The 16,473-nt window shown below is 38.5% G+C and carries 10 protein-coding genes, 2 tRNA genes and 2 rRNA genes; 11 read left to right on the forward strand and 3 right to left on the reverse strand.

Going from position 1 to position 16,473, the window contains the following annotated elements; genetic code table 11:
* Positions 1 to 3: 3 nt before the first annotated feature.
* On the forward strand, positions 4 to 921 hold the full coding sequence (locus tag JMUB898_RS05085; RefSeq protein WP_002445502.1) for a hypothetical protein: 918 nt from the start codon (positions 4 to 6) through the stop codon (positions 919 to 921).
* A gap of 226 nt (positions 922 to 1,147) precedes the next feature.
* Here the strand turns inward: JMUB898_RS05085 and JMUB898_RS05090 are convergent, their stop codons facing one another.
* Complete coding sequence (locus JMUB898_RS05090) at positions 1,148 to 2,125, reverse strand: metal-dependent hydrolase (RefSeq protein ID WP_126501940.1); 978 nt, start codon at positions 2,123 to 2,125, stop codon at positions 1,148 to 1,150.
* Positions 2,126 to 2,277: 152 nt separating this feature from the next.
* Here JMUB898_RS05090 and mutY point away from each other — a divergent pair, with 152 nt between their 5' ends.
* From mutY to JMUB898_RS05105, 3 genes are all read left to right on the forward strand, one after another.
* Positions 2,278 to 3,321, forward strand: coding sequence for an A/G-specific adenine glycosylase (mutY, locus tag JMUB898_RS05095; RefSeq protein ID WP_002445504.1), 1,044 nt, complete (start codon positions 2,278 to 2,280; stop codon positions 3,319 to 3,321).
* A 103-nt stretch (positions 3,322 to 3,424) separates the two neighbouring features.
* A complete protein-coding gene (gene ntdP / locus JMUB898_RS05100) occupies positions 3,425 to 3,967 on the forward strand; it encodes a nucleoside tri-diphosphate phosphatase (RefSeq protein ID WP_002445505.1) in 543 nt (180 codons plus the stop codon).
* Between the two features lie 282 nt (positions 3,968 to 4,249).
* Entirely contained in the window at positions 4,250 to 5,986 is a 1,737-nt protein-coding gene (locus tag JMUB898_RS05105; protein WP_002445506.1) for an ABC transporter ATP-binding protein, read from the forward strand.
* A 98-nt stretch (positions 5,987 to 6,084) separates the two neighbouring features.
* Here the strand turns inward: JMUB898_RS05105 and JMUB898_RS05110 are convergent, their stop codons facing one another.
* Positions 6,085 to 7,179: an FUSC family protein gene (locus tag JMUB898_RS05110; RefSeq protein ID WP_002445508.1), complete on the reverse strand. Its 1,095-nt coding sequence runs from the start codon at positions 7,177 to 7,179 to the stop codon at positions 6,085 to 6,087.
* Positions 7,180 to 7,662: 483 nt separating this feature from the next.
* On the reverse strand, positions 7,663 to 8,955 hold the full coding sequence (locus JMUB898_RS05115; RefSeq protein ID WP_002445510.1) for a glutamate-1-semialdehyde 2,1-aminomutase: 1,293 nt from the start codon (positions 8,953 to 8,955) through the stop codon (positions 7,663 to 7,665).
* 80 nt (positions 8,956 to 9,035) lie between these two features.
* Between JMUB898_RS05115 and bcp the strand changes: the two genes are divergently transcribed.
* From bcp to JMUB898_RS05150, 7 genes are all read left to right on the forward strand, one after another.
* The gene (bcp, locus tag JMUB898_RS05120; RefSeq protein ID WP_002445512.1) at positions 9,036 to 9,491 is read left to right on the forward strand and encodes a thioredoxin-dependent thiol peroxidase; all 456 of its coding nucleotides are present in this window, start codon (positions 9,036 to 9,038) and stop codon (positions 9,489 to 9,491) included.
* Positions 9,492 to 9,496: 5 nt separating this feature from the next.
* Complete coding sequence (locus JMUB898_RS05125) at positions 9,497 to 10,447, forward strand: phosphoglycerate dehydrogenase (protein ID WP_002445514.1); 951 nt, start codon at positions 9,497 to 9,499, stop codon at positions 10,445 to 10,447.
* 95 nt (positions 10,448 to 10,542) lie between these two features.
* Positions 10,543 to 10,998 carry a peroxide-responsive transcriptional repressor PerR gene (perR, locus tag JMUB898_RS05130; protein WP_037541849.1) on the forward strand — a complete coding sequence of 152 codons (456 nt, stop codon included), beginning with the start codon at positions 10,543 to 10,545 and terminating at the stop codon, positions 10,996 to 10,998.
* 567 nt (positions 10,999 to 11,565) lie between these two features.
* A 16S ribosomal RNA gene (locus tag JMUB898_RS05135) occupies positions 11,566 to 13,116 on the forward strand.
* 96 nt (positions 13,117 to 13,212) lie between these two features.
* Positions 13,213 to 13,289: transfer RNA gene (locus tag JMUB898_RS05140), tRNA-Ile, on the forward strand.
* An 18-nt stretch (positions 13,290 to 13,307) separates the two neighbouring features.
* Positions 13,308 to 13,383 (forward strand) — tRNA-Ala (locus JMUB898_RS05145).
* A gap of 148 nt (positions 13,384 to 13,531) precedes the next feature.
* Positions 13,532 to 16,453: ribosomal RNA gene (locus tag JMUB898_RS05150) — 23S ribosomal RNA — on the forward strand.
* The 16S and 23S rRNA genes sit together here with 2 tRNA genes alongside, the layout of an rRNA operon.
* Positions 16,454 to 16,473: the final 20 nt, after the last annotated feature.

Consider the following 16,473-nt stretch of genomic DNA (forward strand, 5'->3'; position numbering starts at 1 on the left):
AAAATGATAGATAATATAATCTTATACTTTAAAAACTTGCCACATCTGATAGGTTACTGTACTCAACGGATAAAGCAAACTTGGCATTGGTTTGTCATTAGTTTTGTAATAGGTCTTGTGTTTATTTTAGGTTTAGAAGGCATCTTCAATTTGAATCATAATACTGAATTGGTACAAGTGCGTTGGTTATTCAGAGTAACAGCGCTTGTTGTCTTTGGGCTTATAGTGTTTTCTATATACTTAGGCTATAAATATTATAGAAAAGATTATATGGTAATGAAGTCTTTCCATATTTCAGCTGTCACACCGTTAATTGTCATTGCATTGATGACTTTAGTGACGATGTTAGTTCTTGGTTTAATTATCGCATTTTTAAAGCCAGTCAATTTTGATACTTCAATCTTTGCGTTTATTTATTATAGCGTCATGGCAAGTATATTTATTGTAATTGCAGCTGTCATGTGTGGTTTATTACAATTCATTGTTAAACGATTTCATCTGCTATACTTAATTGCTAGTGCGATTTGTTTCTTTATCGTGCCGATATTATTTATACCTAAGACACATTCAACAATAATTGAACATATATTAATGTTGAATCCAGTTTATTATCTTGTGAATGGTAGTGCAGAGTCGGTGGTATTTGGAGCAGTAAGTATGAATAATATTCCGTATCATATTTATTTTATTTTCCTTCTGGCAATCATGTGTGTGATAAATTATGCGCTAGTTCGTCACATTGCTTTTGATAAATATGATAGTCAAATTACTTTGGGTGATAATGACACTTCAAAAGCTATCGAACATGAAGATGAAGACAAGAAGAAAGATGAGCATATTAAAGGTGAAAATGGACGTCATGATGGTAGCGTGAAAGGGCATGTCACTCGTGATGTAGATGATTATGATGGTAAACGTTAACGTTAAGGTGAATGGTGGTTTGAAGGTAAGTGGTCATTGGTCATTTGAAGGAATGTGATCATTTGCAAGTTAACGGTAATTTGTTAGCGTATTGAAGATAGGTTAATCATATATTTGTTTACAGTTTGAAAATACTTAGACATTAAGTGTTTAGATAAATTTAGATAAAAGCCAAGGCACCCCTTATCATTGGTTGGAGGAAGGGGTGCCTTGGTTTCTTTGTATGTTATTGTGAGTATAGTTTGCGTTGTAGTTTGTCTTCGCTGAAGACCCAGCCGATGTAGGAGTGGTCGATTTCGTTATCTTGCGTTAAATGTGCTATTGCGACGAATGAGTATCGACCATTGTTAAGATATCTTAAATCCATTAATCGTATTTCTGTTGCACCATCTTCTAAAGGTGTTGTTTGCCAACGATAAATAGAAGAGAAGTTTAAGAAAGTAAAGATATCTTTGTTTCCTTTTACTTTCCATAGTAATGTGTCTGGCGTCATAGATTGACGTTTTACTTTATCAGTAAATTCAACGTCTTTCCAACGTGCAGTACCTACATAATCATGTTGTTCAGTTTGAATCGCAACACGCCAAACATGAAATTTGATTGTAGGGGCGACAAAGACTTTCACAGCATTATGCGAACGATCGATGCGTTTGAGCGCTTCTTTTTTAATTGTTGCTTGCATCATGAAACGCACGATATAATAAACGATTAAAATTGCGACGATAGGAAAGAAAGCAAGATAAGGATGAACACCAACAATCCAAAGTAAGACGCCAATACATAGTAGAGTGAAGATAATTGGATCAAAGGTGCTTATCACACTTAGTTGTATCCACTTATTTGTAATAGGTCTTAGTGCCTGGGTGCCGTATGAATTAAATATATCTACAAATACGTGTAAAAAGACGGCAAGTTGTGCCCATAGCCACACGTGTAGTGGCTCAGTATGATTAAAAATCACAAATATTAGAAATGTTATTAAAATCGGCCATAAAATGGTAAAAGGTATAGAATGTGTAATTCCTCTATGGTGGGAGATATAGGTCGCGTTATCCTTTAATTTTAGTACTGTATCGCCATCAGGTATTAATGAACCTGCTACTAATGTTGTAGCAGTAGCTGCAAATGAGCCTGCCATAACTGGATCTTGAGTAGCTAACGCAGTGAGACCCACACCCATAACAATGTGCGTGGCTGTGTCCATAATTGTTCACTCTTTTCATCTTTATTTAATATATATTATAATCTAAAAGTCACAATAACAAAATTAACTTACTTCAATCGATTATTGTTTTTAAAAGTAAAGACTAACATCAAATGAATCAAAATTGAAAGAGTAAAGAAAGGATTAATTGCATGTATCAAAACGAATCTTTTAAAAAGAATATTGTAGATTGGTTTGAGAAGAATCAACGGGATTTGCCATGGAGAGAAACGACAAACCCTTACTATATATGGCTGAGTGAAGTAATGTTGCAACAAACACAAGTCAATACAGTGATCGATTATTACTATAGATTTATTCATCGCTTCCCGACAGTTGCAAGTTTAAGTGAAGCTCATGAAGATGAAGTGCTAAAGTATTGGGAAGGTTTAGGCTATTATAGTCGAGCTCGAAATTTCCACACTGCTATTAAAGAAGTTGAAGCACAATATGATGGTGAAGTCCCTTCTGAACCAGAACTTTTCAAAAAGTTAAAAGGAGTGGGACCTTATACGCAAGCGGCAGTGATGAGTATCGCATTTGATCAACCGCTTGCAACTGTTGATGGCAATGTCTTTCGTGTATGGTCAAGGTTGAATAATGATTATCGTGATACGAAGTTGCAATCGACACGTAAAGCATTCGAGCAGGAATTAAATCCTTATGTACAAGAAGCCTCAGGGACATTTAATCAAGCAATGATGGAGTTGGGTGCATTAATTTGTACTCCGAAATCACCATTATGTCTATTTTGCCCAGTTCAAGAAAATTGTGAAGCTTTCCACGAAGGGACCACACAGGAACTTCCTGTAAAAACGAAAAATATTAAAAAGAAAACAGTAAATCAAAAGGTTCTACTTATTAGAAATAGTAAAGGACAATACCTTCTCGAAAAACGACAAGAAAAATTATTAAATGGTATGTGGCAATTTCCTATGAGAGAAGAAAGTGATGCAGATGCGCAACTTTCTGATTATCTTGGATTACATGTTCAATCTTTAGAAGAACCTATTTATGAACTTCGACATCAATTTACGCATATGACATGGAATATTAAAGTATATAGTGTACCTGAGACACATGACATTCCAGATGATGAATTGCCTTCAAATATGAAATGGTTTGATTTAGATGATAGAGAGGCTCATACTTTTCCAGTTTCAATGGATAAAATATACCGTTTCATAGTGGGATAGATGTGTTAATTCACTTATAATGGAAGCGCCTTTATTTATTAAGCATGTAGATTAAAATATGATATAATCTAAATGGCTAAAAATATTAAAGGTGGTGTGGAGTATGGTTAAGGAATCCATACCGAAAGAAGGAGAATCAATTAAGATTCAAAGTTACAAACATGATGGAAACATTCATCGTGTGTGGTCGGAAACAACAATCTTAAAGGGTACTGACCATGTGATTATAGGTGGAAATGATCACACGTTAGTGACTGAGAGTGACGGGCGTACATGGATTACTAGAGAGCCGGCAATTGTATACTTCCATTCAGAGTATTGGTTTAATGTTATCTGCATGTTTAGGGAAGACGGCATTTATTATTATTGCAATTTATCATCACCTTTCGTGTGCGATGAAGAGGCACTTAAATATATTGATTATGATTTGGATATTAAAGTTTATCCAAACGGTAAGTATCATTTATTAGATGAAGATGAGTATGAACAACATATGAATCAAATGAACTATCCTCATGATATTGATGTGATTTTAAGAAGAAATGTTGATATCTTACAACAATGGATAGAACAGAAGAAGGGGCCATTTGCGCCAGATTTTATTAAAGTATGGAAAGAACGTTATAAAAAGATTAGAGATTATTAAGCAAAATAGATGTAATACATGGAGCAATGCTTTATATTGTTAAAGGTGTTAAACAATAAATCGTATTCATGATTTAAATGTATTACAATCTTGCAATGAGACTATTCCACCATTATAAAGAATGACTTAACATCGTAATATAAGCTTGTATAGTATTTTATATCAGAGGTTGAAACATTATCATGACGTGGCTTACAAATAGAGGTAAGCGATTGAAATGTGTTCAACCTCTGTTCATTTTTGATAAATAAAATCTGCGTGCATCACAGGGGGTAAATACGCATGATTAAACGATATTTAAAATTCGTTCAACCGTATAGATATCGTATTATAGCAACAATTATCGTGGGTATTATCAAATTCGGTATACCTATGTTAATTCCATTGCTTATTAAATATGCGATTGACGGCGTGATTAATAATCACTCACTTTCAAATAGTGAGAAATTCAGTCATCTCGGTGTGGCGATTGGCATAGCGCTATTTATATTTTTAATTGTTCGACCACCTATTGAGTATATAAGACAATATTTAGCTCAATGGACAAGTAACAAAATTTTATATGATATTCGTAAACAATTATATAATCATCTACAGGCATTAAGTGCACGTTTTTATGCTAATAATCAAGTGGGACAAGTCATTTCTCGTGTCATTAATGATGTAGAACAAACGAAAGACTTCATCCTTACAGGATTAATGAACATTTGGTTAGATTGTGTAACAATTATTATCGCTCTATCAATCATGTTCTTCTTGGATGTGAAATTGACAATTGCAGCGATATTCATCTTCCCATTCTATATTTTAACGGTCTATTTCTTCTTTGGAAGATTAAGACAATTAACTCGCGTACGTTCACAAGCGCTAGCAGAAGTTCAAGGATTCTTACATGAACGTGTTCAGGGTATGTCTGTGATAAAAAGTTTTGCAATTGAAGATAATGAAGCGAAAAACTTCGATCATCGAAATGGTCACTTCTTAAAGCGTGCTTTCCAGCACACACGATGGAATGCATATTCCTTTGCAGCAATTAATACTGTTACAGACTTAGGGCCAATCATTGTCATTGGTGTTGGCGCTTATTTAGTGATTAATGGCTCTATTACTGTTGGTACTCTAGCAGCTTTCGTAGGCTACTTGGAACAACTTTTTGGACCATTAAGAAGACTTGTATCATCATTTACGACATTGACTCAAAGTTTCGCCTCAATGGATAGGGTATTCCAATTGATGGACGAAGATTATGATATTAAGAATGGCATCGGTGCACAACCTATCGAAATTAAAAAAGGTCAAATTGATTTGAATCATGTGAGATTTAAGTATAATGAAAATGAATCAGAAGTGTTACATGACATTAACCTTACAATTAATAAAGGTGAAACAGTGGCCTTTGTTGGTATGAGTGGTGGCGGTAAATCGACACTCATTAGTTTAATACCTAGATTTTATGATGTAACTGCTGGAGAAATAAATATTGATGGAAATAACGTTAAAGACTTCTTAACTGGCAGTTTAAGAAATCAGATAGGGCTCGTACAACAAGACAATATTTTATTTTCAGATACAGTGAGAGAAAACATCTTGCTAGGTCGACCTGACGCGACAGAAGAAGAAATCGTCGAAGCGGCTAAGATGGCAAATGCGCACGACTTTATTATTAATTTACCAGAAGGTTACGACACTGAAGTTGGAGAACGAGGTGTGAAACTTTCCGGCGGTCAGAAACAACGTCTTTCTATTGCTAGAATCTTCTTAAATAATCCGCCTATACTAATCTTAGACGAAGCAACGAGTGCACTTGATTTAGAAAGTGAAGCCATCATTCAGGAAGCACTTGATGTATTAAGTAAAGATAGAACAACCTTAATTGTGGCACATCGTCTATCTACGATTACACATGCTGATAAGATTGTTGTTATGGAAAATGGACAAATCGTGGAAACGGGTACACATCAAGAATTAATTGCGAAAAAAGGTGCTTACGAACATCTATACAGCATCCAAAATTTATAATGAGAATGATGCAACTTTAACGCTAATATAATTATTTATAAACAAAACCACCTTTATTCTATGGTTGATTTTTAGAATAAAGGTGGTTTTGACATATGTTACAAATCAAAATCTTCGTCGGAAATATCAATGTCTGAATCTGAACGATGATAGGTGAAGAAACTTAATCGAATTCTATCTAAATGTTCAAGGTGATATCTGTATTCCTCGATTGCTGCAATAATCTGCATCATATTACCATAGGAATAACGAGTTTGATGAGGATTGTTAATTAATTCTTGTTGGAAGGCATCCATCAAGTTTTTCTTTTGTGGATTATCTACTTCGTAATCTAGCTGTGTAACATCATATTTTGCCTTTTTAGATAGACTTTTATAAATTTGTTCATGAACTGCAACTAACGAATCCAATTCAAGTTTAATTTGTAATAATAATTGATTGTTAAGTTGATGTAAGTCATTTTGAAAACGTGACATACGATTTAATACTTCATAGGCTTGTCTAGTCGTTCTTACTACTTCTTTAAATAGTATCTTCTTTCTATTCTGTTGATAGATATGCTTCTTAGTTAAAGGTTTCTCTTCATTATAATAATCATAGATTTGCTCTAATTTAGTGATACGTGAGTTAAGTTGTGAACAGTCTTGCTTAATATTATGAAATTCTGAAGTATCATTAAGCACAAGTTTAAACCACACAAAGATATCAGATGAAATATTCATTGAGTTGTAATAAATTTTGGTTTCAAATTTTGGAGGTAGAAATACTAAATTGACAATTGAGGAACTTAGTACACCTATCATTACGAGAGCGAATCTAAAGAATGCCGCTACATAGAAAGAACCAGTGTGTTGCCCCATAATTACTAGAGCAGTCACACTTGCTAGGGTAGCAACGTGGGCTAGGTTAAATTTGAATAGAATTGCGATTAATAAGATAACCGTAACACCCATTATGATGAAGTTATTACTAAAAATAGTTACCATGGTCACGGCAAGTATGGCACCAATAATATTACCTATGGCTTGTTCTGAAACAGTTTTAATAGAGCGATAAACACTGGGTTGCATCGCTACAACTGCACTGACACCAGCGAGTGCTTTCAGACCAATATTTGCCGGAAGTAAAGAAGCGATAGACATAGCTAATATGATGGCTATACCAGTTTTGAAAATCCGAGCTCCTAGTCTCAAATATAACGCTCCTTCGATTTAATTTTGAATTATATAATTATATATTCTCATTCATTATTGTTATACACCGAGATGCTAAAATTTTCAAGTTAATACAAATGATCTTTGCACATTCTTTTTGAAAATTTTGTGATACAAAAAAGACCTCTGCCCGGATTGAGCAGAGGTTTGAATCTAAGACTATGATTATAAACACTTCGTATTGTTTAGCTCCCTTGCCGCGGGCATGGCTTGGGAGTGATACAGAATTCTAGAATTTAAGAATTCGTATTATCACCCCCGCAAGGATGATTAGATGTTGAGCCATTTTATGAGCTCAATATCAATCAGCTACTGCGTAGCCTGTCTTTTAAAAATCAACTGACTTACAAGTAGTCTCAAGACACATGCTATTCCTGCAGGCGTGTCGCCATCAATATTAAGTTTATCTATCCTCAATAAAGTTTTTGTTCTGGCCAATAAGATTATTTTTAAGAAGGGTGATTAATTTTTCATTTGGCTAAATGCATAATCAGCTGCTTCGAGTGTTTGATCAATGTCTTCTTCTGTGTGTTCTGTAGTTAAGAACCAAGCTTCAAATTTTGAAGGTGCTAAATTAATACCTTGATGTAACATTAATTTGAAGAACTTAGCAAAGGCTTCGCCATCTGAATTTTCAACTTGTTCATAATGCGTAATTTTTTCATCTGTGAAGTACAATGTCAGTGAGCCATATATTCTATTAATTGTGGCTGTAATATTGTGTTTTTCGATTAATTTAAGTAATCCTTCTTCGAGGCGTCGACCTAATTGATCTAATTTTTCATAGACACCGTCTTGTTCTAATACTTCTAATAAAGCAATACCTGCTCTCATAGATAATGGATTTCCAGCCATCGTTCCAGCTTGATACGCAGGTCCTAATGGCGCAACATGTTCCATAATATCTTGGCGACCGCCGTAACCACCAATAGGTAAGCCACCTCCAACGATTTTACCGAATGCAGTTAAGTCAGGTTTAACACCTAATAAATCTTGGGCAGCACCATAATGGAAACGGAATGCTGTAATCACTTCATCGTAAATTACTAATGTACCATTATCATGTGAGATTTTATTCACTTCTTCTAAAAATCCTGGCTGAGGCATAACCATACCAAAGTTACCAACAATCGGTTCAACAAGTACAGCCGCAATTTCATCTCCCCAATAATCGATTGCTTCTCTGTATGATTCGATATCATTGAAAGGTACAGTAATTACCTCTTGAGCAACGCTTTGAGGGACACCTGCTGAGTCTGGAGAACCTAATTGAGAAGGACCACTTCCAGCAGCAACAAGAACTAAATCAGAATGACCATGATAAGATCCGGCAAACTTAATAATTTTATTTCTCTTAGTATAGGCACGAGCAACTCTGATCGTTGTCATCACTGCTTCAGTACCTGAATTGACGAAACGTATTTTCTCTAGTGAGGGAATAGCTTCTCTTAACTTTTTAGAGAAATCAATTTCAAGTTCAGTAGGCGTGCCATATAGAACACCTTTAGCAGCTTGATCCTGAATTGCCTCAGTAATATGTGGATGTGCATGACCAGTAATGATTGGTCCATATGCTTGAAGATAATCAATAAATTTATTGCCATCTACATCATATAAATAAGCACCATGACCTTCTTTCATCATAACTGGAGCGCCGCCACCAACTGCCTTATAAGAACGTGAAGGTGAATTAACGCCACCTAATATATATTCATTAGATAGTTCCTGAAGACGTTCGCTTTCAGTAAAATTCATATCTATCAACCTCTTTTAATTTAATATTTTCATCTAATATCGTATCATAAAATCAACATTATTAAGAAATAGGTGAGCATATGTTAAATAAAGGCGAACAATTTCCTTCATTTTCATTAGAAAATCAAAATGGAGAGGTAATTACTAATGAAACATTAAAAGGGCGTAAAGCAATCTTATATTTCTATCCAAGAGACAATACACCGACATGTACAACTGAAGCATGTGACTTTAGAGACCATTTATCAGATTTTAATGAACTTGACGTAGATGTTTATGGAATTAACGGAGATTCTAAAAAGAAACATCAAAACTTTATCGAAAAGCATCAACTTAACTTCGACTTATTAGTCGACGAAGATTATAAGTTGGCAAATGAAGTAGGTGTTTACCAATTAAAGAAATCTTTCGGCAAAGAAAGCATGGGTATTGTTAGAACGACGTTTGTGATTGATGAAAATGGATATATTATGGATGTTATTGAAAAAGTTAAAGTCAAAACTCAGATAGAGGAATTAAAAAATATCCTGGGGTGATTTAAGTGAAAATCGTAAGCCTGATTAGATTGAAAGATTTAGAAGATGAACTTATTAAAAAGTTTCCTAATGAGGAGTTTAAGTTTTATAAAAAAGCGGAAACCATTCCAACTGAAGATAGGGAAACATTAGATATACTCATTGGGTATGATGGAAGTATAGATAAAGCATTCATAGAAGAATGTAAAAATTTAAAATGGATTGCTTGGTATGCTACAGGAGTAAATAACCTTCCATTAGACTATATTAATGAAAGAGGAATTATCGTTACAAACGGGAGAGGCGTACAAGCTAAACAACTATCAGAGTATATTATTGCATTTATTTTAGATGATTATAAAAAAATGCGAACTTCATATGAGAATCAATTGGCACATCGATTTGACTCTAAATTGACAGGTCATAGGGTGAACGGTGAAACACTTTTATTTTTAGGCACTGGTGCTATTGCGCAAAAAACTGCGTATTTGGCCAAAGCGTTTGGAATGAAAATTGTCGGAGTCAGTAAATCAGGTCATATGAAAGATCACTTTGACGAAACATATACTATAGAAGAAATTGATAAAGTGATTGGAGAAGCAAATATTATTGTTAATTCTTTACCTGAAACGAATGAAACAATACACTTGCTTCAGAAACACCATTTTGAACAAATGAGAGACGATGCATTGTTTATTAATATAGGACGAGGTACTGTCGTCGATGAATTACTATTAATAGATGTTTTAAGAAATCAAATCATTAGACATGCCTATTTAGATGTATTTGAAAATGAACCGCTCGCAAGCGATAATCCATTATATGATTTAAATAATGTAACAATTACAGCTCATATCACAGGTAATGATAAGCATATTAATCGAGATGTTACAGCAATTTTTGAGAAGAATTTAAAGCATTTTCTCAATAAGAATGATGTAATTGAGAATAGGGTGGACTTAAATAAAGGCTATTGACTGAAAACAATACGTACTTATTGACATTCATTATTACGAACAGTTATATTAATATTAAGTAATAATAATTATTAATTAGAAAGATGGTGAATTCAATGAGTGCGGATTTAGAGTCAATTGAACATGAACTTGAAGAATCAATTGCGTCTTTAAGAAAAGCAGGCATACGTATTACACCACAAAGACAAGCAATTATACGTTATCTCATTTCTTCACATTCACATCCAACTGCGGATGAGATTTACCAAGCACTTTCACCTGATTTTCCTAATATAAGTGTAGCAACTATCTATAATAATCTAAGAGTATTTAAAGATATTGGCATAGTTAAGGAACTCACATATGGTGACGCATCAAGTAGATTTGATTTCAATACACATAATCATTATCACGTTATATGCGAAAAATGTGGTAAAATCGTAGACTTCCATTATCCTCAACTTGATGAAGTTGAACACTTAGCACAACATGTTACTGACTTCGATATTACACATCATCGAATGGAAATTTACGGCACATGCAAAGAATGTAAAGAAAAAGATAATAACTAAAAACTTTAGACTAATGAACTAGGCAACTTCTCTTGAGAGGTTGCCTATTTTTCTGTATGAACTCATGTAATTGTGAGGCAAATTAGAAACAGATGATAAATGGATAAATGGGTGCGTAGAAAAAGCTAATTACACTATAAAGTCTAATTGTTCTTAATGAAGAAATTAATTCACTGATAAGGTAAATTTAACCTTAAAAACTCTAATAAATTGATTGACGATAGTCTTATTACTTGATACTATATAAAAGTCGTCAAAAACAGATTAATTAATTGAAAACTTTAAGTAAAAACCTTAAAGTTAATGTTAATAAAGTGTAATTTTGACTATTGAACTTTTAAACGAAACATTATAAGATATTATTTGTTGAATTAATTAACAAGAAACAAGAAATAAACGAAAGAATTTATTCTTGACTTATTAAATTGATTTAGATACAATAATGTATTGTAAGTGTTAAATGAACATTGAAAACTGAATGACAATATGTCAACGTTAATTTCAAACAAACAGTAACGAGAGTTACAAACTATTTAGTATTTATGAGCTAATCAAACATCATAATTTTTTATGGAGAGTTTGATCCTGGCTCAGGATGAACGCTGGCGGCGTGCCTAATACATGCAAGTCGAGCGAACAGACGAGGAGCTTGCTCCTCTGACGTTAGCGGCGGACGGGTGAGTAACACGTGGATAACCTACCTATAAGACTGGGATAACTTCGGGAAACCGGAGCTAATACCGGATAACATGTTGAACCGCATGGTTCAACAGTGAAAGACGGTCTTGCTGTCACTTATAGATGGATCCGCGCCGCATTAGCTAGTTGGTAAGGTAACGGCTTACCAAGGCAACGATGCGTAGCCGACCTGAGAGGGTGATCGGCCACACTGGAACTGAGACACGGTCCAGACTCCTACGGGAGGCAGCAGTAGGGAATCTTCCGCAATGGGCGAAAGCCTGACGGAGCAACGCCGCGTGAGTGATGAAGGTCTTCGGATCGTAAAACTCTGTTATTAGGGAAGAACAAATGTGTAAGTAACTATGCACGTCTTGACGGTACCTAATCAGAAAGCCACGGCTAACTACGTGCCAGCAGCCGCGGTAATACGTAGGTGGCAAGCGTTATCCGGAATTATTGGGCGTAAAGCGCGCGTAGGCGGTTTTTTAAGTCTGATGTGAAAGTCCACGGCTCAACCGTGGAGGGTCATTGGAAACTGGAAAACTTGAGTGCAGAAGAGGAAAGTGGAATTCCATGTGTAGCGGTGAAATGCGCAGAGATATGGAGGAACACCAGTGGCGAAGGCGACTTTCTGGTCTGTAACTGACGCTGATGTGCGAAAGCGTGGGGATCAAACAGGATTAGATACCCTGGTAGTCCACGCCGTAAACGATGAGTGCTAAGTGTTAGGGGGTTTCCGCCCCTTAGTGCTGCAGCTAACGCATTAAGCACTCCGCCTGGGGAGTACGACCGCAAGGTTGAAACTCAAAGGAATTGACGGGGACCCGCACAAGCGGTGGAGCATGTGGTTTAATTCGAAGCAACGCGAAGAACCTTACCAAATCTTGACATCCTCTGACCCCTCTAGAGATAGAGTTTTCCCCTTCGGGGGACAGAGTGACAGGTGGTGCATGGTTGTCGTCAGCTCGTGTCGTGAGATGTTGGGTTAAGTCCCGCAACGAGCGCAACCCTTAAGCTTAGTTGCCATCATTAAGTTGGGCACTCTAAGTTGACTGCCGGTGACAAACCGGAGGAAGGTGGGGATGACGTCAAATCATCATGCCCCTTATGATTTGGGCTACACACGTGCTACAATGGACAATACAAAGGGTGGCGAAACCGCGAGGTCAAGCAAATCCCATAAAGTTGTTCTCAGTTCGGATTGTAGTCTGCAACTCGACTACATGAAGCTGGAATCGCTAGTAATCGTGGATCAGCATGCCACGGTGAATACGTTCCCGGGTCTTGTACACACCGCCCGTCACACCACGAGAGTTTGTAACACCCGAAGCCGGTGGAGTAACCTTTTGGAGCTAGCCGTCGAAGGTGGGACAAATGATTGGGGTGAAGTCGTAACAAGGTAGCCGTATCGGAAGGTGCGGCTGGATCACCTCCTTTCTAAGGATATATTCGGAACATCTTCTACGAAGATGAAAGGAATAACGTGACATATTGTATTCAGTTTTGAATGTTTATGACATTCTTTTTAATAATGGGCCTATAGCTCAGCTGGTTAGAGCGCACGCCTGATAAGCGTGAGGTCGGTGGTTCGAGTCCACTTAGGCCCACCATTAATTTAATATTGATACGGGGGCTTAGCTCAGCTGGGAGAGCGCCTGCTTTGCACGCAGGAGGTCAGCGGTTCGATCCCGCTAGTCTCCACCATGATATATTGTACATTGAAAACTAGATAAGTAAGTAAATTAGATTTTACCAAGCAAAACCGAGTGAATAGAGTTTTAAATAAGCTTGAATTCATAAAATAATCGCTAGTGTTCGAAAGAACACTCACAGATTAATAACATATCTTAAAGATTAAGTTATTAAGGGCGCACGGTGGATGCCTTGGCACTAGAAGCCGAAGAAGGACGTTACTAACGACGATATGCTTTGGGTAGCTGTAAGTAAGCGTTGATCCAGAGATTTCCGAATGGGGGAACCCAACATGAGTGATGTCATGTTATCGACATGTGAATTCATAGCATGTCAGAAGGCAGACCCGGAGAACTGAAACATCTTAGTACCCGGAGGAAGAGAAAGAAAAATCGATTCCCTGAGTAGCGGCGAGCGAAACGGGAAGAGCCCAAACCAACAAGCTTGCTTGTTGGGGTTGTAGGACACTCTATACGGAGTTACAAAAGAACATGTTAGACGAATCATCTGGAAAGATGAATCAAAGAAGGTAAAAATCCTGTAGTCGAAAACATATTCTCTCTTGAGTGGATCCTGAGTACGACGGAGCACGTGAAATTCCGTCGGAATCTAGGAGGACCATCTCCTAAGGCTAAATACTCTCTAGTGACCGATAGTGAACCAGTACCGTGAGGGAAAGGTGAAAAGTACCCCGGAAGGGGAGTGAAAGAGAACTTGAAACCGTGTGCTTACAAGTAGTCAGAGCCCGTTAATGGGTGATGGCGTGCCTTTTGTAGAATGAACCGGCGAGTTACGATCTGATGCAAGGTTAAGCAGCAAATGTGGAGCCGTAGCGAAAGCGAGTCTGAATAGGGCGTTGAGTATTTGGTCGTAGACCCGAAACCAGGTGATCTACCCTTGGTCAGGTTGAAGTTCAGGTAACACTGAATGGAGGACCGAACCGACTTACGTTGAAAAGTGAGCGGATGAACTGAGGGTAGCGGAGAAATTCCAATCGAACTTGGAGATAGCTGGTTCTCTCCGAAATAGCTTTAGGGCTAGCCTCAAGTGATGATTATTGGAGGTAGAGCACTGTTTGGACGAGGGGCCCCTCTCGGGTTACCGAATTCAGACAAACTCCGAATGCCAATCAATTTAACTTGGGAGTCAGAACATGGGTGATAAGGTCCGTGTTCGAAAGGGAAACAGCCCAGACCACCAGCTAAGGTCCCAAAATATATGTTAAGTGGAAAAGGATGTGGCGTTGCCCAGACAACTAGGATGTTGGCTTAGAAGCAGCCATCATTTAAAGAGTGCGTAATAGCTCACTAGTCGAGTGACACTGCGCCGAAAATGTACCGGGGCTAAACATATTACCGAAGCTGTGGATTGTCCGTAGGACAATGGTAGGAGAGCGTTCTAAGGGCGTTGAAGCATGATCGCAAGGACATGTGGAGCGCTTAGAAGTGAGAATGCCGGTGTGAGTAGCGAAAGACGGGTGAGAATCCCGTCCACCGATTGACTAAGGTTTCCAGAGGAAGGCTCGTCCGCTCTGGGTTAGTCGGGTCCTAAGCTGAGGCCGACAGGCGTAGGCGATGGATAACAGGTTGATATTCCTGTACCACCTAGTATCGTTTTAATCGATGGGGGGACGCAGTAGGATAGGCGAAGCGTGCTGTTGGAGTGCACGTCCAAGCAGTAAGGCTGAGTGTTAGGCAAATCCGGCACTCGTAAGGCTGAGCTGTGATGGGGAGAGGAAATTGTTTCCTCGAGTCGTTGATTTCACACTGCCGAGAAAAGCCTCTAGATAGATAACAGGTGCCCGTACCGCAAACCGACACAGGTAGTCAAGATGAGAATTCTAAGGTGAGCGAGCGAACTCTCGTTAAGGAACTCGGCAAAATGACCCCGTAACTTCGGGAGAAGGGGTGCTCTTTAGGGTTCACGCCCAGAAGAGCCGCAGTGAATAGGCCCAAGCGACTGTTTATCAAAAACACAGGTCTCTGCTAAACCGTAAGGTGATGTATAGGGGCTGACGCCTGCCCGGTGCTGGAAGGTTAAGAGGAGTGGTTAGCTTCTGCGAAGCTACGAATCGAAGCCCCAGTAAACGGCGGCCGTAACTATAACGGTCCTAAGGTAGCGAAATTCCTTGTCGGGTAAGTTCCGACCCGCACGAAAGGCGTAACGATTTGGGCACTGTCTCAACGAGAGACTCGGTGAAATCATAGTACCTGTGAAGATGCAGGTTACCCGCGACAGGACGGAAAGACCCCGTGGAGCTTTACTGTAGCCTGATATTGAAATTCGGCACAGCTTGTACAGGATAGGTAGGAGCCATTGAAACGTGAGCGCTAGCTTACGTGGAGGCGTTGGTGGGATACTACCCTAGCTGTGTTGGCTTTCTAACCCGCACCACTTATCGTGGTGGGAGACAGTGTCAGGCGGGCAGTTTGACTGGGGCGGTCGCCTCCTAAAAGGTAACGGAGGCGCTCAAAGGTTCCCTCAGAATGGTTGGAAATCATTCACAGAGTGTAAAGGCATAAGGGAGCTTGACTGCGAGACCTACAAGTCGAGCAGGGTCGAAAGACGGACTTAGTGATCCGGTGGTTCCGCATGGAAGGGCCATCGCTCAACGGATAAAAGCTACCCCGGGGATAACAGGCTTATCTCCCCCAAGAGTTCACATCGACGGGGAGGTTTGGCACCTCGATGTCGGCTCATCGCATCCTGGGGCTGTAGTCGGTCCCAAGGGTTGGGCTGTTCGCCCATTAAAGCGGTACGCGAGCTGGGTTCAGAACGTCGTGAGACAGTTCGGTCCCTATCCGTCGTGGGCGTAGGAAATTTGAGAGGAGCTGTCCTTAGTACGAGAGGACCGGGATGGACATACCTCTGGTGTACCAGTTGTCGTGCCAACGGCATAGCTGGGTAGCTATGTATGGACGGGATAAGTGCTGAAAGCATCTAAGCATGAAGCCCCCCTCAAGATGAGATTTCCCAACTTCGGTTATAAGATCCCTCGAAGATGACGAGGTTAATAGGTTCGAGGTGGAAGCGTGGCGACACGTGGAGCTGACGAATACTAATCGATCGAAGACTTAATCAATTTTAAAACGTTTTGCGACG

The organism is Staphylococcus caprae, from assembly GCF_003966625.1.
In the GTDB taxonomy this organism is placed as follows: Bacteria; Bacillota; Bacilli; order Staphylococcales; family Staphylococcaceae; genus Staphylococcus; species Staphylococcus caprae.